Raw genomic sequence first — 20,187 nt, 5'->3', positions numbered from 1 at the left:
ATATTCGTCCAGACGTCTGGACTCCCAGGAAGAATCTAGTACACCGCGCGCCGGGCGTACTCGGCCGACAGCGTCGGCCCCTCGGGCAGGACGGCGACGATCGACCAGTCCACCGCCTCCGCCCCGGTGATCCCCAGCGCGGCCAGCGCCTCGGGCGAGGCAGGAAATCGCATCCCCTCCGGGGACACAACGTGGAGCCCGTGTCCCGAGTCCACCGCGACAGCACCCTGCGCCAACCCCGCAAAGTAGCTGGCCGGCGCGTCCCCGGACAGCGCCACCGCGCCCGGTACGAGTACCAGCCCGTCCCTGCCCACGGTCCCATCAGACAGACCGCAGAGGCGGGATCCGACGGGATCCAGGAATTCCGGTGCTTCGGCGGGAAGGTTGACGGGCACTGCATCGGCGTACCGGGAGATGTCCCGGGCAGCCACCTCCCTGCGTTCGGCGCCGAGGCCGGTGAGGATGTCCGCCTGCGTCGGTGTCAGTCCCGCCACCGCAGAATCCGAATTCAGCGCCCAGGACTGCTCCCCGGCCGTCAACACGGTCGGCAGCGGTTCGGGCGCCGCCCAGGCCGGGCGTTCGGTCATCGCGGAGAGCACTTCCGCAGGCACCGCCAGGCGAGGGGTCTCCGGGGTGATACCCAGCCCGCGCCGCAGGACCCGGCCCTGCGACAAGGTGTCCGCGGGGAGCTCGCGCCGCCCGTCCGCCGTGAGCACCCAGTCGGAGGTCGGCCCCTCGGCCAATACCGCCCCACCGTCCGGCAGACGCACCGGAGCCCCGTCGGCGAGGACGGTGATCACGCCGTCGACGCTCGTGCAGGAGGCCCAGATCCGGGAGGAGTCCTCCGGGTCAGCGATCACTCCCGGGGCCGGGTTGATGCCCACGGGTACCCCCTTGTCCGCGGCGGCGAGATAGTCGCTGCCCACCGCGACCGGGTCCGCCGGCGATCCCACCGCCAACCGCGCCGAGGCGAGGTTGATGACGGGGTGGAGGTGGTCGTCGATACGCACAAACAATGCACCCGATTCCGAGCGCAGTATCGGGGCGTCGCCGGGGTCGGGCTGCGGGTTGAGCCAGGCGAACAGGCCCGCGCCGAGCATTCCCAGCACGACCGCGACGGTGCCGAAGATCATTCCCCGGGCCCGGGCGGCGAGCGGGTCGTGGATCATGCGGATGTCGCCGAACGCGAGGCCGTGCTCGACCCGACGGCGCAGGAACCGGTGTCCGGAGACCTGCGCGCGGGTCGTCGGCTGAAGCGGTGTGCTCATGTCTCCCCCGTAGATCACGAATCCGCCACCGCTCCCCCGAGGGGTGGCATCTTCCGGGAAGACTATCCCAGGTCTAGCTCCGGGGCAGCGGTTCCGGGGACTCCGCGCGCATCTCACGGAGCTCGGCCAGGGTGAAGTTGTCGTCGACGGCGAAGATGACCACCCGCCCGTCCTTGTAGACGGGGGTCACGCCCTTCGCGGTCCACAGGCCGAGCTGCTGCTCCCAGAGGGGAGGATCGGTGGCCCAGTAGCCGTGCGGGGAGAGGACGATGTAGTTGACCCCCAGTTCCTCCACGGCCTCATCGGCCATGTTGGTGGCGTCGGGCTCCCCTCGCTGACCCTGGCCGATGAGGTTGGCGTTCCAGAAGCTGCGGTCGGTGGCGGAGTCGCGTCCGGAGGTCGGCCAGAAGTAGTGGCGGTACAGGCTGGGCAGCCGGTTGTAGGCGTACATCCAGCCGGAGCCGTCACCCGGGTCGCCGGCGATGTACCCCTCGTAGGCGCGGGGCTGCTGCGCCAGCCAGTCCCATGCCCGCACGTCGGCGGCGGTGACCATGCGGTTCTCCAGGCGGGGCGACTTCTGGATGATCTCGGCGCCGTCCGCCGTCTTCGCCAGGGACCAGGCCCCGACACCCCAGGCCAGCGGGAGGGACAGCACGACGGCGGCGATCGCCGTGGCCCGGCGGGTGAGGGTGCGGGCGCGGGTGTTCTCCGGGTTGAGCAGGGCCGCGACCGGGCCACCGGTGATCAGCCGCAGCGCGACCGCGAGGCCGACTCCGGCGAAGGCCGTGGCCATCATGGCTACCGGGATGATCAGACGGTGCGGGGTGGCGTAGTGCAGCCCGCCGATGAGGGTGAGCACGTCGGACACGACGGGAACGTCGAAGGGTTTGAGGGCGTGCACGGTGAGGCAGACCGAGACGAACCAGAAGACGGGCGCCCAGAGGTTGCGCCGCCACAGGATCAGCGCCACGGCGCCGATCCCGGCGACCCACAGCAGAATGGTGGGGTCGTAGCCGGGGAAGAACTCCTCCACGTGCCGGGTGTTCATGGTCAGCGCCTTGATCCAGGACTCCGTGCGGGAGACATCCTCGGTGGCGGTCCACGTGACCAGCGTCTCCGCATCGTCCGCACCAGCGATGACCTGCGGCAGCATGAGCAGGAACCCCAGGATGCCCGCGCTGGCGAGCACAGCGAGGTCGCGCAGCCGCGAGCGTGACCCGCCCCGGTCGGCGGGTGCGAACACCAGGTACAGCAGCCAGTACAGGCCGACGAGCAGAACCACGATGGTCGAGGCGGAGGGGTGCAGCTGGGTGAGGCCGGTCAGGCTGAGCGCGGCGGCGAAGATGAGCACCGGTTGGCGCGGGGCCGACAGGAACAGGGCGACCACGAGGCCGCTCGACGCAACGGCAGCGAGGTAGGGCCAGGCGCCCACGTAGTGGCTGGTCCACATGACCGCCGGCAGGGCGAAGCTCAGCACCGCGGACAGACCGGCCGCGATCTGGGCGGTCAACCCGCCGTTGCCGACCATCTTCCAGGCCAGCAGTGCCACCGACATGGGCATGGCGACAGCCGGGATGACGATGCCCATGATGCTCGTCGCGGCGATCGGGCTGAGCCCCGCCAGGTGACCGAGCAGCGCCGCAGCAGCGTGGAACGCGGCGGGGTAGAACATGGGCGCGGAGGTCTCGATGTTGTGCAGCTCGCCCATGCGGACCGCCGAGGCCACGCCCTCGTCCATCATGAAACGCACGACATTGGCGTGCCAGTGCACGTCCCAGCCCTGGATGATGTTCTCCCGACCGCCGGGCAGCTCCTCGAGCCACTCCACCATGCGGGTGATGAACATCGTGGAGCCGGCCGCCACGCCCGCCGCCGGCAGTATCCACCGGGGATCCAGCGCGCTACCCACCCGCCAGCTCGGCGCATCGGGGACGGGGAATCTGCGCCCCAGTCGCCGGGCCCCGTAGCGCCACAGGGCCGCGACTACGGTGACGAACAGCGCGAACAGGGCGGCGCTGAGCACGCCGAAACGGATGTCGACCAGCCCGAAAACCCAGCCGGCAACGCCGTAAACGGCGAAGGACACGGGAATGGCGGCGACGGCGGCGTAGGGCAGCTTCGCCCCGGACACCCAGGAGATGACGGCACCGGGGAGAAAAATCACTCCGATTGCCGTCAGCACGGCAATGGTCGTCGTATCCATGACTGTCCTCAGTACTTCTCTTGTCCGGTCGCGCGATTACCCGGCACAGTTTAGCGCGGGGCTTCGGCGGACCCGTCGGCAACATTCGCTTCTCGACGAGCGCGGGTCGCCGTCGCCCGATCGGCCAGCTCCGCTGCGGAGGGGTAGTCCACCCGGGTCAGCGTGAGCCCCTTCGCGGGTGCCACGGGGATGTCCGAGGAGCGCGTGGTCTCGCCTAGCAACCGGGCGGGCAGGGAGTCGTCGCGACGCCCCTCCCCCACGGCCAGGCACGCGCCGACCAGGGAGCGCACCATGGACCAGCAGAAGGCGTCGGCGACGACGTGGGCCTCGTAGACCTCCGGTTCCGTCGCGGTGGAGGCGTCGCGCCAGGTGAATGACTCCAGGTCTCGAATCGTCGTGGCGTTGGGTTTGGCCTTGCAGAACGCGGCGAAGTCGTGCAGCCCGAGGAGCGCGGCGGCCGTGCGGGCCATGGCGTCGAGATCCACCGGCCGGCGCCACACCGCGGTGTCCCGGGCGCGCACGGGCAGCGCGCCGGAAGGATGGGTGGTGAGGCGGTAGACGTAATGCCGCCGCAGGGCGGAGAAGCGGGCGTCGAAACCGTCCGGCGCGACGGTGATGTCGCGGATGGCGATGTCCTCGGGCAGGAACCGCCCGAGGCGCCGGACCAGGCGGGAGGGATCGCCGTCCACGGAACGTTGCCACAGCGCGGACTCAGGCACGTCAACGTGGGCGACCTGCCCGGAGGCGTGCACGCCGGCGTCGGTGCGCCCGGCCACGGTCAACGCGGCCTCGGTGCGCAGGATCAGCGTCAGCGCCCGCTCGATCTCCCCCTGCACGGTCCGCAGGCCGGGGTCCTTCTGGGCGGCCCAACCGTGGAAGTCCGTGCCGTCGTAGGCGAGGTCGAGGCGCAGCCGGAGCATGGTGGACATGCCTGCACACGCTACCTGCGCGCGGGGCGGACAGACGAAAGCCCCGGCCAGGAAAACCTGGCCGGGGCGATTCGGTGCCGGGAGGGCGTCCGAGAAGAATTACTTCTCCTCAGCCTCGACGGCATCCTTCTGCGCGTCGAGAGCCTCGGCGGGCTCGTCGGCCGGAGCCTCGGTGTCGGAGACGGCCTGCTCGTCGGTGGCGACTGCAGAGTCGTCCTCGACGGGCTCGGTGTCGGCGACGGCGACGTTCTCCTCGGAGGCCGGGGTCGCGGACGTGTCGATGTCCGCATCCTCGGTCGCCTGGCGGGACGCTGCCGCGCGGGTGGCGCGGGTCGCCTCGGTGGAGACGGTCTCCTCGAGAACCAGGGAGATCTGGGTCATCGGGGCGTTGTCACCGGAGCGGTTCTCCAGCTTGATGCTGCGGGTGTAGCCACCCTCGCGGCCGGCGAACTTGGGGGCAAGCTCGTCGAACAGGTAGGCGACGACGTCCTTCTGCGGGACCTGCGCCAGCACCAGGCGGCGGTCGGCGACGGTGCCGGACTTGGCCTTGGTGATGAGCTTCTCGGCGAAGGGACGCAGCAGCTTGGCGCGGGCGTCGGTGGTCTTGATTGCACCGTGCTCGAACAGCGCCGCGGCCAGGTTAGAGAGAATCCTCTTCTGGTTATGCGCGGAGCCGCCGATACGGGCGCCTCTCTTGGGGGTAGGCATGTGTTACTCCTCGTGTGCGAAACAGATGATGGGCGTGCTTTGAGCGCGTGAGCGTTCTACTCGGAATCTTCGCCGCTGGGGTCGACGTAACCGCCGGTCTCAGCGTCGTAGCCCTCAAGCTCCGACGGGTCAAAGTCTTCCGGCGCATCCTTGAGCGTGATGCCCAGCTGAGCCAGCTTGATCTTGACCTCGTTGATGGACTTCTGTCCGAAGTTGCGGATGTCCAGCAGATCGGACTCGGTGCACTCTGCGAGCTCACCGACGTTGTGGATCTCCTGGCGCTTCAGGCAGTTGTAGCTGCGCACCGAGAAGTTGAGGTCCTCGATGGGCATGCCGTAGGCGGCGATGTACTCGGTCTCCTGCGGGGACGGGCCGATCTCGATACCCTCGGCGGCGGTGTTGAGCTCGCGAGCGAGTCCGAACAGCTCCACCAGGGTTCCACCGGCGGACGCCAGGGCGTCACGGGCGGAAATCGAGTTCTTGGTCTCCACGTCGATGACCAGCTTGTCAAAGTCGGTGCGCTGCTCGACACGAGTTGCCTCGACCTTGTAGCTGACCTTGAGAACCGGGGAGTAGATCTGGTCGACCGGGATCCGGCCGATGTCCGCCGTGGTCGAGTTCGCGGCGGCGGGGACGTAGCCACGTCCACGCTCGACGATGAGCTCGATGTCCAGCTTGGCCTGCTCATTCAGAGTCGCGATGTGCAGATCCGGGTTGTGGATCTCCACGCCGGCCGGCGGCTGAATGTCGCCGGCGGTGACGGCGCCCGGGCCCTCCTTGGAGAGGTACATGACCACCGGCTCATCCGAGTCGGAGGACAGCACCATGCTCTTGACGTTGAGGATGATCTCGATGACATCCTCCTTGACACCGTTGATCGTGGTGAACTCGTGGAGCACACCGTCGATCTTGATGCTGGTCACTGCTGCGCCCGGAATGGACGACATCAGCGTGCGACGCAGGGAGTTACCGAGGGTGTAGCCGAAACCAGGCTCGAGCGGTTCGATGACGAAACGCGAACGAGCGGAGTCGATGAACTCCTCGGTGAGGGTGGGGCGCTCTGAGATGAGCATGTCTTTCTCCTTCTTCGGCGACCGCTATTTGACGCCGGCTAGGAACTGCGCTGAATGAACTGAACGTGAGGGTGAAACGAAACTCCTCCCGCTCTTCCCGGCCGTGGCCGGGAAGAGCGGGCAAGAGAAACTACTTCGAGTAGTACTCGACGATGAGCTGCTCCTGCAGCGGAGCGTCGATCTGGGCGCGCTCGGGCAGCTGGTGCACGAGGATGCGCAGGGTAGAGGGAACGACCTGCAGCCATGCGGGGATGACCGCGTTGGTGAGCGCGTCCTGAGCCTCTTCGAACCACATCATCTTGCGCGACTTCTCACGCACGTCGACGATGTCGTACTGGGAGACACGGTGGGACGGGACGTTGGTCCTCTTACCGTTGATGGTGAAGTGTCCGTGGGACACGAGCTGACGTGCCTGTCGACGCGTGCGGGCGAAGCCTGCGCGGTAGACGACGTTGTCGAGACGGGTCTCGAGCAGGATCAGCAGGTTGTCGCCGGTCTTGCCCTTGAGGCGGTTGGCCTCTTCGTAGTAGCGACGGAACTGCTTCTCCATGACGCCGTAGGCGAAACGGGCCTTCTGCTTCTCCTGGAGCTGGAGGAGGTACTCCGACTCCTTGATGCGTGCGCGGCCAGCCTGCCCCGGGGGGTAGGGGCGACGCTCGAAGGACATGTCTCCGCCGACGAGGTCGACGCGCAGACGGCGAGATTTACGGGTTGCGGGGCCGGTATAACGAGCCATAGTTGTTTACCTTTCCTTCTCTAGACGCGACGGCGCTTCGGCGGGCGGCAGCCGTTGTGCGGCTGGGGGGTCACGTCCGAGATCGAGGACACCTCGAGGCCGGCGGCCTGGAGGGAACGGATGGCGGTCTCGCGACCGGAACCCGGGCCCTTGACAAAAACGTCGACCTTCTTCATGCCGTGATCCATTGCCTTGCGGGCAGCGTTCTCAGCGGCGAGCTGGGCAGCGAACGGCGTGGACTTACGCGAGCCCTTGAAGCCCACGTGTCCCGACGAAGCCCAGGCGATGACAGCACCGCTCGGGTCCGTGATGGACACGATGGTGTTGTTGAAGGTGGACTTGATGTACGCGTGGCCCTGGGCCACATTCTTTTTGACGACGCGACGGCCGGTACGGCGCGCGTTCGTGCGAGTCTTCGGAGGCATCTGTTACTTCTTCTTTCCTGCGATCGTCTTCTTCGGGCCCTTACGGGTACGCGCGTTGGTCTTCGTGCGCTGTCCGCGGACGGGCAGGCCACGACGGTGGCGCAGACCCTGGTAGGAGCCGATTTCAATCTTGCGGCGGATGTCAGCGGCGACCTCGCGGCGGAGGTCACCCTCGACCTTCCAGGTCGATTCGATGACGTCACGCAGCGCGGTGAGCTGTTCGTCGCTCAGGTCATCCGTGCGCAGGTCAGGGGAAATCTCGGTGCGCTCGAGAAGCTCTTTGGAACGGGTGGGACCAATTCCGTAGATATAGGTGAGTGCGATCTCCATACGCTTGTTACGCGGGAGGTCAACACCAGCAAGACGTGCCATGAGGTACGTGCCTTTCGGGTTGTATACGGTGGTTTTCTCCCCACTCGTCCCCGCCTGACACTGACGTGAAAAGGCGAGGCTCCAGCCACCGTGGCCGGAGGTGTGATGGCACGCGTGGGCACACAATCAAGCGTGCTCCAGGGAGTGCGTGCCCTGGGTGAGGAGAGAGTCAGGTTTTACTTGTAGCGGTAGACGATGCGGCCGCGGGTCAGATCGTACGGGGACAGCTCCACCACGACGCGGTCCTCGGGGAGGATGCGGATGTAGTGCTGGCGCATCTTGCCGCTGATGTGGGCGAGCACCTTGTGCCCGTTGTCGAGCTCGACACGAAAGTTTGCGTTGGGCAGGGGCTCGACGATGCGACCCTCGACCTCGATTGCGCTTTCTTTAGCCATGTCCTCTTACATTCCAGTGCTGGCTGCACCATTTTTGCCGGTAGTCTACAAATCAGCGAATGCGCGAACAGCGCAGACACCAACGGCCAACCCTACATGCCCGGAGGTGGAAAGCAAAAAACCTCCCGAAGGAGGTTAGTGCCGTTCGCGGATGTCCTAGAAGATGAACACCGAGTCGCCCACGTTGAGGGTCTCGAAATAGTGGGCAGCGTCCGCGGTGTTCATGCGCACGCAGCCGGCCGAGCGGCTGTCCAGCGTGCCCGCGTGGAAGGCGTGGCCGTTGTTGGTGAAGTAGGTGGCGTAGGGCATCGGAGCGTTGTTGAACTCGCGCGAGATCTCGTCCTTGACCTGGCGGGTGACGTAGAACTGGCCGCGGGGCGTCGGGGTGGCCGCCTTACCGGGCGACTGTCGGACCGGGCCGTAGGTGATCTGGCCGTTCTCCTGCAGCCAGGTGACTCCGCCGTCGAGGTCGACGCAGGCGTCTGCGGTCGCGGGGCACGGGGAGGTGTTGACGCGGGGAGCCGCGACGGGTTCCGGGGCCGGTGCGACGGCCGGAGCCGGTGCCGGGGCGGGAGCCGGCGCGGTGCGCTCGGCGATGAGACCCGGGAACGCGGCCTCGATGGCCTGGTCGAGCAGCGCGGAGAACTGTGCGGCCTGGGCCTGCGGCAGCAGGCTGGAGATCTGCGAGTTGAGCTGGAGGCGGGTGTTCCAGGCCTGGTCGCGGGTCTGCTGCCCGATCGAGTCGATCTGCGCCTGGAACTGGTTGCCCAGATCGGCGGGCGCCTGGGCGAGGTCCGGCAGCGCCTGCGCGTGCGCGGCCACCGGGGTGACAAGCGTGGTCACGGCGATGGCGGCGCTGGCGGCCACCGCTGCTACTCGACGACGGACGGACACTGCCTGGCGCTGGTTCTTCGACATGAACGAAACTATATACACTGCGCGCCGGTTTTCCGCCTTGACTCCCACATCCCCCTACGGTGCTTACCCCCGCGGGGTGAGAATCCGCGGGCCCGACGCCGTCGCGGCCACGGTGTGCTCCCAGTGCGACGCCGCGGAGCCGTCGAGGGTGACTACGGTCCACTCGTCCTCGAGCGTCTCATTCTCCTCGGTCCCCAGCGCGAGCATGGGCTCGATGGCCAGCACGGATCCCTCGAGGATCTCCGGCCCCCGGCCCGGGCGTCCCTCGTTGGCGAGGTAGGGCTCCTCGTGCATCTCGCGGCCGATGCCGTGGCCGCCGAATCCCTCGACGATGTAGAGCTCCACCCCGAAACGTTCCTCGGCGTCGGTGGTGGCCTTCTCCAGGGCGTGGGAGACGTCGGTGAGCCGGTTGCCCGGCACCATCGCCTTCAGCCCCTCGTGCAGGACAAACTCGGTCGCTTGGTTGAGCTTCTCGACGTCCGGTTCCAGCTCTCCGATCCCGAAGGACCAGGCCGAGTCCCCCACCCAGCCGTCGAGCGTCGCCCCGCAGTCGATGGAGACGAGATCCCCGTCCTTGAGCACCGTGTCCGGGCCCGGGATGCCGTGCACGATGACGTCGTTCACTGACGCGCAGATGGACCCGGGGAATCCGCCGTAACCCAGGAACGTGGGCACCGCTCCGGCGTCGCGGATGACGGATTCGGCGATGGCGTCGAGATCCGCCGTGGACATCCCGGCCTTGGCCTGATCGCGCACCTCCACCAGGGCACGGCCGACGATCTCCCCTGCCGCCTGCATGGCGTCGAGCTCTCCCGGAGTTTTGGCGGACATCTTCCTGCGTCTGAATCCCATGGTGGGCCATGGTACGCGGGGGCCACGCAAGACAAAACGTGCCGTCCCCGCGGAATGCGGGAACGGCACGTCGATAAGCGAAGTTCTACTTGCCCAGAGCTTTCAGCACGCGGGCGTTGATCTCCTCGACCTCGCCCTCCGCCTCGATGTTGATGATGGCGTCGCCGTAGTGGTCGATGAGCGGGGCCGTCTCGTCGCGGTAGACACGCAGGCGGGTGCGGATGGTCTCCTCGTTGTCGTCGGCACGGCCGCGGGCGAGCATGCGCTCGACCACGACGTCCTCGTCGACGCGGAAGTTGAGCACGCCGTCCAGGGCGTGGCCGGAGTTCTCCAGCAGGCCGGCAAGAATCTGGGCCTGCTCAACGGTGCGCGGGAAGCCGTCGAGAAGGAATCCCTCCGCCGCGTCCGGCTCCTGGAGACGGGACTCGACCATGCGGGCGGTCACCTCGGTGGGGACCAGCTCGCCCGCGTCCATGTACTGCTTGGCCTCGATGCCCAGCGGGGTGCCCTCGCCGATGTTCGCGCGGAAGAGGTCGCCGGTGGAGATGTGGGGGACGTTGAGCTTCTCGGAGAGAAGCGCTGCCTGAGTGCCCTTGCCTGCGCCGGGAGGGCCGAGAAGTACGAGTCGCATTATTTGAGGAGTCCTTCGTAGTTGCTTTGCAGGAGTTGGGATTCGATCTGCTTGACCGTGGTCAGCGCCACCGAGACCATGATGAGGATCGCGGTGCCGCCGAAGGCGGACATGCCGCCCGCAGCGGATCCGACGCCCATGTCCATGGCGAGGTTCGGGAGAACCGCGATGAGGCCGAGGTAGATGGCGCCGACGAACAGCAGCCGGTTCATGACGTAGCCGAGGTACATCGCGGTGGGTCGGCCCGGACGGATGCCCGGGATGAACCCGCCGTACTTCTTCATGTTCTCCGCCTGCTCGTTCGGATCATACTGAACCGAGACGTAGAAGTAGGAGAAGAAGATGATGAGCACGAAGTAGAGGAGGATGTACTGCCAGGACGACGGGGTCTGCAGCCACGCCATGACGTTGCGCTGCCACCAGTTGTCCGGCGGGGCCGTCTGGCTGGAGTAGACGATCTGCGTGATCAGCACGGGGACGTACATGAGGGACGACGCGAAGATGACCGGGATGACGCCCGCCTGGTTGACCTTGAGCGGGAGGTACGTCGAGGAGCCACCGTACTGGCGGCGACCGACCATGCGCTTGGCGTACTGCACCGGGATGCGGCGCTGGCCCTGCTCGACGAAGACCACGCCGATGACCAGCACGATGATCGCGGCGACGACGAGCGCGAACACGAGGCCGCCCGACTGGGACAGGATGTTCGCACCGTCGGTGGGAATGCGGGTGGCGATGCCGGCGAAGATGAGCAGCGACATGCCGTTTCCCACACCCTTCTCCGTGATGACCTCGCCGAGCCACATGATGAACATCGCGCCGGAGGTCATCACCACGACCATCATGATGAGGTCGAAGATGCCGCGGTCCTCCACGAGGACACGCACGCCCTGGCCGAGGAGCTGCTCCCGGTCGGCGAGGGCCACGATGCCCGAGGACTGCAGCAGGGCCAGGCCGAGGGTGAGGTAGCGGGTGTACTGGGTCATCTTGGTCTGACCCGCCTGCCCCTCCTTCTTCAGCTCCTCGAATCGCGGGATGACCACGGTGAGCAGCTGCACGATGATCGACGAGGTGATGAACGGCATGATGCCGATGGCGAAGATCGACAGCTGCAGCAGCGCACCACCCGAGAACAGGCCGATGATGGAGAAGAGGTTGCCCTCCCCGTCATCCATGCCAGAGAGACGGCTCTGAATCGCCGCGTAATCAACGCCGGGCGTCGGAATCTGCGCGCCGATCCGGTACACGATGATCAGAGCAACCGTGATGAGGATCTTCTTACGTAGATCCGCGTCCTTGAACGCCTGAATGATGGCGGACACTTAGCCTCCTGGCCCGGCCACAAACGAACGACGTCGTTCACGGACTGGGTTGATAATTTCTCAGGCGCGTTTCGCCCGCCGATTTACGGCAGCACAGAAACGGCACAACGATTAGACGGGACTACCCTACCAGCCCGCCAGAGGACCGGCGTCACCCCGGTACGGACAACGACAAGTCCCCCGCCCTCCCCTACGCCACCAGGTGGCGCTGAACGGGGAGGAACGGGGGACGTGCAGGTCAACGCAGGCTTAGGCCTGGGTGACGGCGCCTCCGGCAGCCTCGATCTTCTCGACCGCAGACTTGGAGAACTTGGTGGCGGTGACGTTCACCTTGACGGTGAGGTCGCCGGTACCCAGCACCTTGACGGGCTGCTTCGGGCGGACAAGTCCGGCCGAAACGAGATCCTTCACGGTGACGTCGCCACCGTTGGGGAATGCCTCGTTGAGGTCCTGGACGTTGACGACCTGGAAGACGACACGGTTCGGGTTCTTGAAGCCCTTGAGCTTCGGCAGACGCATGTGAAGCGGCATCTGGCCACCCTCGAACGCGGCGGAGACCTGGCGACGAGCGCCGGTTCCCTTGGTACCGCGACCGGCGGTCTTACCGCGCTTGCCGCCTTCACCGCGACCGACACGGCGCTTGGCCTTGTTGGCGCCCTTGGCCGGGCGCAGATCGTGGAGCTTGATGATTTCGCTCATGGTTTACCTACTCCCCTGCAACTTCTTCAACCGTGACCAGGTGGCGCACGATGTTGATCATGCCGCGGGTGGCCTCGGTATCCTGCTTGACCACGGAGTGGCGGATCCGACGAAGACCCAGCGACTCCATGTTGGCTTTCTGCTTGGCGTTGGCGCCAACCAGACCCTTGATCTGAGTAACTTTCAGTGCCATGGGTTAGGCCTCCTGACCTGCGCGTGCGCGCAGCATACGAGCCGGTGCGACCTCTTCGACGGTCTTGCCGCGACGGGCAGCGACCTCTTCGGGGCGGACCAGCTGCTTCAGACCGGCGACGGTCGCATGCACGACGTTGATGGCGTTGTCGGAGCCCAGGGACTTCGACAGGACGTCCTGGACGCCTGCGCACTCAAGCACCGGGCGGACTGCGCCGCCGGCGATGACGCCGGTACCCGGTGCAGCCGGACGAAGCATGACGACGCCAGCCGCAGCTTCACCCTGGACCGGGTGGGTGATGGTGCCGCCGATCATCGGGACGCGGAAGAAGTTCTTGCGAGCCTCTTCGGAGCCCTTCTGGATGGCAGCGGGGACCTCGCGGGCCTTGCCGTAGCCGACACCGACCATGCCCTGGCCGTCGCCGACGATGACGAGAGCGGTGAAGCTCATGCGGCGACCGCCCTTGACGGTCTTGGCGACGCGGTTGATGGTGACCACGCGCTCGATGTACTTGTCCTTCTCGGTGTCCTGCTGACGACGATCGTCGCGTCCACGGCCTCGGCCGCGTCCACCCTGATCGCCGCGGCCGCCCTGCTCGCCGCGGTTGTTGCTGGAGTTCGAGTTGTTCTTGTTCTGGTCGCCGGCGGAAGCTCCGCCGTCACGCCGTTCACGTCCCGGCATTACGCAATCCTTCCGTTGATGGTGTTGATAGTGGTCATTAGAACTTCAGACCACCTTCACGGGCTGCCTCAGCGAGAGCTGCGACGCGGCCGTGGTACTTGTAGCCTGCGCGGTCGAAGACGACGGACTCGATGCCGGCTGCCTTGGCACGCTCAGCGATGAGCTGACCGACCTTGGCACCCTTGGCCTTCTTGTCGCCTTCGAGCGTGCGCACGTCCGGCTCCATGGTGGAGGCGGCGACCAGCGTGTGGCCGGCCAGGTCGTCGATGACCTGGACGTGCATGTGGCGCGAGGAGCGGTGGACGACCAGGCGCGGCTGCTGTGCAGTGCCACGCAGGGTCTTGCGGATGCGGAAGTGGCGGCGTGCGCGCGCTTCGCGGCGGCGGGAGGAGATGTCCTTGCCGACCGGCTTGCGGTTGGTGTTCTCTGCAGTGTTGCTCATGGTTTACTTACCCGTCTTTCCGACCTTGCGGCGGATCTGCTCACCCTCGTAGCGAATACCCTTGCCCTTGTAAGGATCGTCCTTACGGAGGCGACGGATGTTCGCTGCGATCTGGCCGACCTGCTGCTTGTCAATACCCGAAATCGAGAACTTCGTGTTGCCGTCAACAGCGAAGGTGATCCCTTCCGGAGCCTCAATGAGGATCGGGTGGGAGTAGCCGAGGGCGAACTCGAGGTTCTTGCCCTTGGCCTGGACGCGGTAACCGACGCCGAAGATTTCCATCTTGATGACGTAGCCCTCGGTGACACCCACGACGAGGTTGTTCACCAGGGAGCGCGAGAGGCCGTGCAGTGCGCGGCTCTTGCGGTGGTCATCGGGACGGGAGACGATGATCTCGTCTTCCTCGACTGCGACGGTGATCGGCTCCGGCAGATCGACGGACAGGGTGCCCTTAGGGCCCTTGATCTCGATGGAGCTGCCGTCGATCTTGGTTTCGACGCCCTTGGGGAGAGCGATTGGTGCTTTACCAACTCGAGACATGGTTAGCTTCCTCCCTTACCAGACGTAGGCGAGGACTTCTCCGCCTACGCCTTTCTCGTTGGCCTGACGATCAGTCAGCAGGCCCTGCGACGTGGAAATGATGGCGATGCCAAGTCCGCCGAGCACCTCGGGGATGTTCGTGGTCTTGGTGTACACGCGCAGGCCCGGCTTCGACACGCGGCGCAGGCCGGCGATCGAGGTCTCACGGGACGGGCCGTACTTGAGCTCGAGGGTCAGGGTCTTACCGACCTTGGCGTCCTCGACCTTGTAATCAGCAATGTAGCCCTCCTGCTTGAGGATCTCGGCGATGTTCGCCTTGATCTTCGAGGACGGCATCGCGACGACATCATGGTGCGCATGGTTCGCGTTGCGAACTCGCGCCAGCATGTCGGCGATAGGATCTGTCATGGTCATTGGATGACCCTTGCCTTTCTCGCTGCGGTTCCCATTCCCACCTCAACGTTCTCCGGGTGCTTCTCGGGGGCCACTTCACGCTCCCCGGGTTCAGTAACCCGGGGCGCTCGCTGCCCACTCACCACCCGGTCCGCTATCAATGGCGGGGGGCCTACAACAAAGTTGGTTGTGAAATTCTTGGATCGGACGTAGGGCATGCCCGTATAACGGGCACAAGTCCGACCGGCTACGTTACGTCATGACCTCGCGAAACCCCAAATCTGCCCGGCGCTCCTACGATGGTGCCCATTCATCGTCACCCAAGGAGTTGCCCATGAGCATCAGTCACCAGTCCGTCCGGGCGATCCTCAGCGGCCTCGACGCCTCCCGCGAATCCCGGGAAGAGCTCTACCGGCACTTTCACCGCAACCCGGAACTGTCCCTGCAGGAGCACGAGACCAGCGCACGCATCAGAAAAGAGCTTGTCGACGCCGGCATCGACGTCACCGCCGTCGGGGACACCGGCCTGGTGGCGGTCATCGAGAACGGGGAGGGCCCGGTGGTGGCCATGCGCGCCGACATCGACGGCCTGCCCATCCGGGAGGATTCCGGCAAGGACTACTCCTCCACGGCGACCCAGACCGACCCACGCTCGGGCGAGCAGTCCCCCGTCTCCCATACCTGCGGCCACGACTTCCACATCATGAACCTCCTCGGTGCCCTGCAGGCCTTCTCCTCCCACCGCGATGCCTGGTCCGGCACCTACGTCGGGGTCTTCCAGCCCGCCGAGGAGACGGCCGAGGGCGCCCGCGACATGGTGGACAAGGGTGTCGATACGCTCATGCCGAAACCGGACGTCTATCTGGGCCAGCACGTGCTGGCGAGCCTGCCCGGCGGCGTGCTAGGCACCCGTGTCGGGCCGACGCTGAGCACCGCCGCGTCGATCCGCGTGGTGCTGCACGGCAACGGCAGCCACGGGTCGATGCCGCACCTGGGCGTGGACCCGGTGGTGCTCGCCTCCTCGATCGTCGTGCGGCTGCAGTCCATCGTCTCCCGCGAGATCGCCCCGGGCGAGACGGCCGTGGTCACGGTCGGCTCCATCAGGTCCGGCTCCAAGTCCAACGTCATCCCGTCCACGGCGGAGCTGCTCATCAATACCCGCGCTTTCGACGCGGACGTCTCCGAGCACCTGCACGAGGCCATCGAACGCATCATCCGCGCGGAGTGCGACGCCGCCCGCTGCCCGAAGGAACCCGAGTTCACCTACTACGACCGCTACCCGCTCACCGACAACGACGAGGAACCCACCCTCGCCGTGCGCGCGGCCTTCGAGGACTACTTCGGGGCGGACTGCGTCACCGACCTCGCCCAGGTTCCCGCCTCCGAGGACTTCTCCGTCATCCCCGATGAGCTCGGCGTCCCGTACACCTACTGGGGCCTCGGCGGTTTCGCAGACCGGGAGAACGCGCCCGGCAACCACAACCCCGGTTTCGCCCCGGACCTGCAGCCCACGCTCGACCGCGGCCTCGAGGGCGCCGTGGTGGCGGCGGCCGCATGGCTGGCGACGGAGAAGTAATGGCCACCGACGATCCCCGCGAAATGGAGACGGCCCACCAGTGGCTGACTTCGGTCGCCCGCGAGTTCGACCTCGACGAGCAGCTGGTGCGGCGCCTGGCCGGGCCACTCCTGGGACTCACCCGCGAGGTAGCCCACGGCCGCTCCCGCCCCGCGGCGCCGCTGACGGCCTTCCTCGTCGGGCTGGCCGCGGAGGGCCGGGGTGAGACGGATCAGGTGGTCAGGGACGTCGAGAAGCGTATCGACGCCCTGCTGGACCGAATCGCGGAGAGTGACAACCCATGAGCCGGATAACCCCCAGCGTGCGGGTCACCAAGGTCACCGTCGACGGCGGACGCGTGAGCACCGACACGCGCGGCGACAACGTCATCGCCGAGGAGCCGCTGGAGATCCGCGTGGGCGGGCCCACGCTGACCACGACCATGCGCACGCCCGGACACGACATTGAACTCGCCCACGGATTCCTCCACGGCGAGGGCCTGATCACCTCGGCGACGCAGGTCACCGAGGCACGCTACTGCGCCGGAGCCACGGGGCCCGACGGGCGGAACACCTACAACGTGCTGGAGCTGGATCTGCTGTCCAGCGTGCGCGCGCCCGGCCTGGAGAACATCCGGCTCACCACCACGTCCTCGGCGTGCGGGGTGTGCGGGTCGACGTCGATCGATCAGATCATGCGCAAGAGCAGCCACCCCATCACCCCGGTCGCCCTCAACCCCGAGGTGGTGGTCACGCTCCCCGACCGGCTGCGCGAGCACCAGAAGCAGTTCACCCGCACCGGCGGGGTGCACGCGGCGGGCGCCTTCACGCTCGACGGCGAGGCTATCGTCGTGCGCGAGGACATCGGACGGCACAATGCGGCGGACAAGGTGGTCGGCAACCTGCTCATGTCGGGCATGCTGCCCGCCGAGGAGATGCTGCTGGTGATGAGCTCACGCGCCTCCTTCGAGCTGGTGCAGAAGGCCGTGATGGCCGGATTCTCCGGGCTGATCGCCGTATCCGCGGCCTCCTCGCTGGCGGTGGAGCTGGCCAGGGAGTTCGGGTTGGCGCTCACCGGGTTCACCCGGCCGGGGCGATTCAACCTCTATTCGGGGGAGCTTCGCTAGTCTCAAGTGCGTGACTACGACGTGGACAGCATCCCGTGTAGAGGAGCTGGCGCCCGACGCCTCATCGTGGAAGGCCGCCCAGAAGCTGGTCTCCCCCGCCAGCCTGAAGTCCTGGTCTCCCGTGGGAACCGACGGGGTATCCGTGTGGAGCTCCTTCCAGGGCAGTGGCTCCAAACCCTACGAGGTGTCGGTGGACACCGCCGAGGTCCGTTACAAGTGCTCCTGCCCGTCCCGGAAGTTTCCCTGTAAACACGTTCTGGCGCTGCTCCTGCTGTGGGTCGACGACAAAGCCACCGAAGCCCCGCCCCCAGAGGCCGTGGCCGAGTGGGTGAGCAAGTCCCCCACCGCCCGTTCCGCGCAGAAGGACACCCCACAGACCCCGGAGCAGCGCGAGCAGGCCGCGAAGAGACTGGCAGAACGAGAAGCCCGGGTAGATGACGGCGTCGCCGAGCTTTTCCTGTGGCTGGATGACACCTTCCATTCCGGCCTGCGCGCCCTTGACTGCTCCGGCTACGGGCCCTTCCCTGATCTCTCCCGGCACATGGTCGACGCCCAGGCCCCCGGCCTCGCTCGTGGCCTCGACGAGTGTGGATCTATCCTCGCCGCCCGACGGCCCGACTGGGTGGAGCGGCTCTCCGCGCGCCTGGCCCAGCTGCATTCGCTGGCCCGGGCCTGGGAGGCGCGCGGGAGCCTCCCTTCCGAGCTCAACGACGCGGTGCGCAACCACCTCGGGTTCACACGCCGAAGCGCCGAGGTCACCACGTCCGGCGCAATCGGAGACTCATGGGCGGTGCTCGGCGTGGTGGAACAGCAGGAGGCCACCTCCGGGCGTCCCGTCCAGGCACGTCGCATCTGGACCTACGGCACGACCACCGGACGCCTGGTCGCCGTGCACCAGTACGACGGCGACAACCCCCTGCTCACGGACACGCTTATCGACGCGGATCTCCACCTCTACCCCGGCTCCGCCGAACTTCGCGCCGCGACAGGAACCGTCCGCGACTCCACGAGCCTGCGCGCGGTGGACACGCCGCCGGGACCACACACGGTGGCCGCGGCCATGGAGAGGTTCAGCGCCGTCCGCGCCCGGGATCCGTGGGCGGGCTACGCACCGGTTCTCCTCACGGGATCGATGCTGCACGCCGAGGGTGAGTGGTATCTCATCACCGAGGAGGCGGTCCTCACCGTCACCGGCCCGGACGATTACCTGTGGAACGAGTATCTGCTCAGCGGCGGGGAATCGGCCTGCTGGTGGGGAGAATGGTCCACGACGGGCTTCGCCCCCTTCTACCGGACGGAGGCCTGACCGCCATGAAACCCTTGGTGCCGACCCTCATCATGGGACACGACCGGGCCCCAGCCCCGCTGCCCTATCTGAGCGGGTTGCTGGACACCGATCTTGATCGACCCGCCGGCGCCAATGACCTCTGGACGGCAGTGCATGTCGCCGCCCAGGCCGGGGAACTGGGAGGGGCGGTCGTCGATAGGCAGCTCTCCCCGCGCCCCCTGAGCCTCGCGTCCGACCCTGAACCCGAGGCGAGCCCCGAGTGGGCGGAACAGTTTGATCTGGCTCTGCGTCTTGATCTGAGGTGGGTCGTTGCCGGGGCAATCAGGGACCTGGCCGACGCTGGCCAGCGGCTTCCCCATCGGTTGATCACCCGGACCCTGTCCTATCTACGGGCGCAGAGCGCTACCCGATCCGTCTCGGTCGCAGACGTGATCCGCCCTCCCTTGGCCCGGGTACTCGGTGGGCGTGGCAAGGCAGTTCTCGAGCAGCACAAGGACTGGCGCGACCACCTTTCTCTCCCCGAAGAGTTCGATGCAGCTGCTCTTGCTGCGCGCTGGGAACGGGCTTCGTCGTGGCAGTACAAACGTGACCTGCTCACCGCGCACCGGGCAGCGCATCCGGAATGGGCGCAGTCCCTGCTCCCCGAGATCGCCGCGCAGGGTTCTGCGGTGGCCAGGGAGGGCCTGCTGGGTGCCTACCAGGGAAGTTCCGACGCCACCGGGCTCGACGTCTTCCGCGAGGATCGTTCGGAGAAGGTCCGCAAGATGGCCGATTCTCTCCTTCGGCGAATACCGGGGACGCCGGAGAACGACCGGGCCGTCGAACTTCTCAAGAAGGATTACGCGCACGGTGACCTCACCGCGCTGGCTCGCCATCTGGAAATCGTGCACCCGCACCAGCTTCGGGACTTATTCGGGGAGAACGTGGCGGACCTGGCCCGGCGCGATCCGAGGTTGAAATGGGCGCTGTGGACCATGGCACGCAACCACGGTGATGTCGATCTGATGATTGACCTGGCGGGCATCGTCACGGGCAAGGAAGGCCTCGACTTCAACCTGGGGCTCACGGCCGCCGACCTGGGCCGGCTGCTCCCGGAATTGAGCGACCTCGCCCAGCTCCGAGCGTTGGCCGAGAACGTCGACTGGCCGGCCACCGCGGCGGAGCTTCTGAACCGCCGGCTACGCGAGTTCCAGAACGATCCCCGGGCGCAGAACGACCCCAGAATTGCCCCCTGAAAGATGCCGCCACCATGGCTGCCGCCCTGCTCGACGCGGAACTCCTGGGCAGCTTCGTCGACGAACTCGAATCCCTGGCCGACCAAGCCGATGACGCGATTCGTCCCGCCGTCGCCGACGGCATCCGGTCTACCCGTGCCCGGCATCTCCTACATCAACTACTCCACTGACTACTCCACTGACACACCCACAGATGAGGACAC

General features: G+C 66.7%; 25 protein-coding genes. 6 read left to right on the top strand and 19 right to left on the bottom strand.

Annotated features, from left to right (window positions below):
* Positions 1-35: 35 nt before the first annotated feature.
* The 19 genes from eccB to rpsH all read right to left on the bottom strand — a co-directional run bounded on the left by eccB (position 36) and on the right by rpsH (position 14,801).
* Entirely contained in the window at positions 36-1,268 is a 1,233-nt protein-coding gene (eccB, locus tag CDOO_RS02925; RefSeq protein WP_026159264.1) for a type VII secretion protein EccB, read from the bottom strand.
* Between the two features lie 73 nt (positions 1,269-1,341).
* A complete protein-coding gene (locus tag CDOO_RS02920; RefSeq protein WP_018021249.1) occupies positions 1,342-3,471 on the bottom strand; it encodes a DUF6541 family protein in 2,130 nt (709 codons plus the stop codon).
* A 50-nt stretch (positions 3,472-3,521) separates the two neighbouring features.
* The gene (gene truA / locus CDOO_RS02915) at positions 3,522-4,400 is read right to left on the bottom strand and encodes a tRNA pseudouridine(38-40) synthase TruA (protein WP_018021250.1); all 879 of its coding nucleotides are present in this window, start codon (positions 4,398-4,400) and stop codon (positions 3,522-3,524) included.
* A 99-nt stretch (positions 4,401-4,499) separates the two neighbouring features.
* Positions 4,500-5,108, bottom strand: a complete 609-nt coding sequence (gene rplQ, locus CDOO_RS02910; RefSeq protein WP_018021251.1) for a 50S ribosomal protein L17 — start codon at positions 5,106-5,108, stop codon at positions 4,500-4,502.
* Positions 5,109-5,164: 56 nt separating this feature from the next.
* Positions 5,165-6,181, bottom strand: coding sequence for a DNA-directed RNA polymerase subunit alpha (locus tag CDOO_RS02905; RefSeq protein WP_018021252.1), 1,017 nt, complete (start codon positions 6,179-6,181; stop codon positions 5,165-5,167).
* A gap of 130 nt (positions 6,182-6,311) precedes the next feature.
* Positions 6,312-6,917, bottom strand: a complete 606-nt coding sequence (gene rpsD / locus CDOO_RS02900) for a 30S ribosomal protein S4 (protein ID WP_018021253.1) — start codon at positions 6,915-6,917, stop codon at positions 6,312-6,314.
* A gap of 20 nt (positions 6,918-6,937) precedes the next feature.
* Positions 6,938-7,342 (bottom strand): 30S ribosomal protein S11, encoded by a 405-nt coding sequence (gene rpsK, locus CDOO_RS02895; protein ID WP_018021254.1) that lies wholly within the window; start codon positions 7,340-7,342, stop codon positions 6,938-6,940.
* Between the two features lie 3 nt (positions 7,343-7,345).
* Positions 7,346-7,714, bottom strand: coding sequence for a 30S ribosomal protein S13 (gene rpsM / locus CDOO_RS02890; RefSeq protein ID WP_018021255.1), 369 nt, complete (start codon positions 7,712-7,714; stop codon positions 7,346-7,348).
* Positions 7,715-7,890: 176 nt separating this feature from the next.
* Positions 7,891-8,109: a translation initiation factor IF-1 gene (gene infA / locus CDOO_RS02885; RefSeq protein WP_018021256.1), complete on the bottom strand. Its 219-nt coding sequence runs from the start codon at positions 8,107-8,109 to the stop codon at positions 7,891-7,893.
* A 156-nt stretch (positions 8,110-8,265) separates the two neighbouring features.
* Positions 8,266-9,027: a L,D-transpeptidase gene (locus CDOO_RS02880; protein ID WP_026159265.1), complete on the bottom strand. Its 762-nt coding sequence runs from the start codon at positions 9,025-9,027 to the stop codon at positions 8,266-8,268.
* Positions 9,028-9,090: 63 nt separating this feature from the next.
* Positions 9,091-9,879, bottom strand: a complete 789-nt coding sequence (gene map / locus CDOO_RS02875; RefSeq protein WP_026159266.1) for a type I methionyl aminopeptidase — start codon at positions 9,877-9,879, stop codon at positions 9,091-9,093.
* 85 nt (positions 9,880-9,964) lie between these two features.
* Complete coding sequence (locus CDOO_RS02870) at positions 9,965-10,510, bottom strand: adenylate kinase (RefSeq protein ID WP_018021259.1); 546 nt, start codon at positions 10,508-10,510, stop codon at positions 9,965-9,967.
* Positions 10,510-11,832: a preprotein translocase subunit SecY gene (gene secY / locus CDOO_RS02865; RefSeq protein WP_018021260.1), complete on the bottom strand. Its 1,323-nt coding sequence runs from the start codon at positions 11,830-11,832 to the stop codon at positions 10,510-10,512. The genes CDOO_RS02870 and secY overlap by 1 nt, the downstream gene beginning before the upstream one ends.
* A 249-nt stretch (positions 11,833-12,081) precedes the next feature.
* The gene (rplO, locus tag CDOO_RS02860) at positions 12,082-12,531 is read right to left on the bottom strand and encodes a 50S ribosomal protein L15 (protein ID WP_018021261.1); all 450 of its coding nucleotides are present in this window, start codon (positions 12,529-12,531) and stop codon (positions 12,082-12,084) included.
* A gap of 7 nt (positions 12,532-12,538) precedes the next feature.
* Positions 12,539-12,724 carry a 50S ribosomal protein L30 gene (gene rpmD / locus CDOO_RS02855; RefSeq protein ID WP_018021262.1) on the bottom strand — a complete coding sequence of 62 codons (186 nt, stop codon included), beginning with the start codon at positions 12,722-12,724 and terminating at the stop codon, positions 12,539-12,541.
* A gap of 3 nt (positions 12,725-12,727) precedes the next feature.
* Positions 12,728-13,405, bottom strand: coding sequence for a 30S ribosomal protein S5 (gene rpsE, locus CDOO_RS02850; protein ID WP_018021263.1), 678 nt, complete (start codon positions 13,403-13,405; stop codon positions 12,728-12,730).
* A 37-nt stretch (positions 13,406-13,442) separates the two neighbouring features.
* On the bottom strand, positions 13,443-13,847 hold the full coding sequence (gene rplR, locus CDOO_RS02845) for a 50S ribosomal protein L18 (protein WP_018021264.1): 405 nt from the start codon (positions 13,845-13,847) through the stop codon (positions 13,443-13,445).
* Between the two features lie 3 nt (positions 13,848-13,850).
* Positions 13,851-14,387, bottom strand: coding sequence for a 50S ribosomal protein L6 (rplF, locus tag CDOO_RS02840; RefSeq protein ID WP_018021265.1), 537 nt, complete (start codon positions 14,385-14,387; stop codon positions 13,851-13,853).
* Between the two features lie 15 nt (positions 14,388-14,402).
* The gene (rpsH, locus tag CDOO_RS02835) at positions 14,403-14,801 is read right to left on the bottom strand and encodes a 30S ribosomal protein S8 (protein ID WP_018021266.1); all 399 of its coding nucleotides are present in this window, start codon (positions 14,799-14,801) and stop codon (positions 14,403-14,405) included.
* Between the two features lie 313 nt (positions 14,802-15,114).
* Between rpsH and CDOO_RS02830 the strand changes: the two genes are divergently transcribed.
* The 6 genes from CDOO_RS02830 to CDOO_RS13870 are packed head-to-tail and all read left to right on the top strand — an operon-like array spanning position 15,115 to position 20,154.
* A complete protein-coding gene (locus CDOO_RS02830; protein ID WP_018021267.1) occupies positions 15,115-16,356 on the top strand; it encodes an amidohydrolase in 1,242 nt (413 codons plus the stop codon).
* Entirely contained in the window at positions 16,335-16,640 is a 306-nt protein-coding gene (locus CDOO_RS14170) for a DUF6457 domain-containing protein (protein WP_218916335.1), read from the top strand. Before CDOO_RS02830 ends, CDOO_RS14170 begins: the two co-directional genes overlap by 22 nt.
* Positions 16,637-17,461: a formate dehydrogenase accessory sulfurtransferase FdhD gene (gene fdhD, locus CDOO_RS02820; protein ID WP_026159267.1), complete on the top strand. Its 825-nt coding sequence runs from the start codon at positions 16,637-16,639 to the stop codon at positions 17,459-17,461. Before CDOO_RS14170 ends, fdhD begins: the two co-directional genes overlap by 4 nt.
* A gap of 10 nt (positions 17,462-17,471) precedes the next feature.
* Positions 17,472-18,767, top strand: coding sequence for an SWIM zinc finger family protein (locus tag CDOO_RS02815; protein ID WP_162138660.1), 1,296 nt, complete (start codon positions 17,472-17,474; stop codon positions 18,765-18,767).
* Between the two features lie 5 nt (positions 18,768-18,772).
* On the top strand, positions 18,773-19,984 hold the full coding sequence (locus CDOO_RS02810) for a DUF5691 domain-containing protein (protein ID WP_039746408.1): 1,212 nt from the start codon (positions 18,773-18,775) through the stop codon (positions 19,982-19,984).
* Positions 19,985-19,998: 14 nt separating this feature from the next.
* Positions 19,999-20,154: a hypothetical protein gene (locus CDOO_RS13870; RefSeq protein WP_018021272.1), complete on the top strand. Its 156-nt coding sequence runs from the start codon at positions 19,999-20,001 to the stop codon at positions 20,152-20,154.
* The last annotated feature ends 33 nt before the right edge of the window (positions 20,155-20,187 follow it).

The organism is Corynebacterium doosanense CAU 212 = DSM 45436 (assembly GCF_000767055.1).
Lineage (GTDB): Bacteria > Actinomycetota > Actinomycetes > Mycobacteriales > Mycobacteriaceae > Corynebacterium > Corynebacterium doosanense.
This window is presented reverse-complemented; position numbering and strand designations above follow the sequence as displayed.

Excerpts from the sequence above, each read along its gene's own strand:
- rplF (WP_018021265.1), bottom strand. The coding sequence starts at position 14,387 with ATGTCTCGAGTTGGTAAAGCACCAATCGCTCTCCCCAAGGGCGTCGAA.
- CDOO_RS02810 (WP_039746408.1), top strand. The coding sequence starts at position 18,773 with ATGAAACCCTTGGTGCCGACCCTCATCATGGGACACGACCGGGCCCCA.
- CDOO_RS02905 (WP_018021252.1), bottom strand. The coding sequence starts at position 6,181 with ATGCTCATCTCAGAGCGCCCCACCCTCACCGAGGAGTTCATCGACTCC.
- CDOO_RS13870 (WP_018021272.1), top strand. The coding sequence starts at position 19,999 with ATGGCTGCCGCCCTGCTCGACGCGGAACTCCTGGGCAGCTTCGTCGAC.
- CDOO_RS02830 (WP_018021267.1), top strand. The coding sequence starts at position 15,115 with ATGAGCATCAGTCACCAGTCCGTCCGGGCGATCCTCAGCGGCCTCGAC.
- CDOO_RS02920 (WP_018021249.1), bottom strand. The coding sequence starts at position 3,471 with ATGGATACGACGACCATTGCCGTGCTGACGGCAATCGGAGTGATTTTT.
- rplQ (WP_018021251.1), bottom strand. The coding sequence starts at position 5,108 with ATGCCTACCCCCAAGAGAGGCGCCCGTATCGGCGGCTCCGCGCATAAC.
- CDOO_RS14170 (WP_218916335.1), top strand. The coding sequence starts at position 16,335 with ATGGCTGGCGACGGAGAAGTAATGGCCACCGACGATCCCCGCGAAATG.
- rpsE (WP_018021263.1), bottom strand. The coding sequence starts at position 13,405 with ATGCCGGGACGTGAACGGCGTGACGGCGGAGCTTCCGCCGGCGACCAG.
- rplO (WP_018021261.1), bottom strand. The coding sequence starts at position 12,531 with ATGAGCGAAATCATCAAGCTCCACGATCTGCGCCCGGCCAAGGGCGCC.
- rpsM (WP_018021255.1), bottom strand. The coding sequence starts at position 7,714 with ATGGCACGTCTTGCTGGTGTTGACCTCCCGCGTAACAAGCGTATGGAG.
- rpmD (WP_018021262.1), bottom strand. The coding sequence starts at position 12,724 with ATGGCACTGAAAGTTACTCAGATCAAGGGTCTGGTTGGCGCCAACGCC.
- rpsK (WP_018021254.1), bottom strand. The coding sequence starts at position 7,342 with ATGCCTCCGAAGACTCGCACGAACGCGCGCCGTACCGGCCGTCGCGTC.
- fdhD (WP_026159267.1), top strand. The coding sequence starts at position 16,637 with ATGAGCCGGATAACCCCCAGCGTGCGGGTCACCAAGGTCACCGTCGAC.
- infA (WP_018021256.1), bottom strand. The coding sequence starts at position 8,109 with ATGGCTAAAGAAAGCGCAATCGAGGTCGAGGGTCGCATCGTCGAGCCC.
- eccB (WP_026159264.1), bottom strand. The coding sequence starts at position 1,268 with ATGAGCACACCGCTTCAGCCGACGACCCGCGCGCAGGTCTCCGGACAC.
- CDOO_RS02870 (WP_018021259.1), bottom strand. The coding sequence starts at position 10,510 with ATGCGACTCGTACTTCTCGGCCCTCCCGGCGCAGGCAAGGGCACTCAG.
- rpsH (WP_018021266.1), bottom strand. The coding sequence starts at position 14,801 with ATGACCATGACAGATCCTATCGCCGACATGCTGGCGCGAGTTCGCAAC.
- CDOO_RS02880 (WP_026159265.1), bottom strand. The coding sequence starts at position 9,027 with ATGTCGAAGAACCAGCGCCAGGCAGTGTCCGTCCGTCGTCGAGTAGCA.
- truA (WP_018021250.1), bottom strand. The coding sequence starts at position 4,400 with ATGTCCACCATGCTCCGGCTGCGCCTCGACCTCGCCTACGACGGCACG.
- rpsD (WP_018021253.1), bottom strand. The coding sequence starts at position 6,917 with ATGGCTCGTTATACCGGCCCCGCAACCCGTAAATCTCGCCGTCTGCGC.
- rplR (WP_018021264.1), bottom strand. The coding sequence starts at position 13,847 with ATGAGCAACACTGCAGAGAACACCAACCGCAAGCCGGTCGGCAAGGAC.
- map (WP_026159266.1), bottom strand. The coding sequence starts at position 9,879 with ATGGGATTCAGACGCAGGAAGATGTCCGCCAAAACTCCGGGAGAGCTC.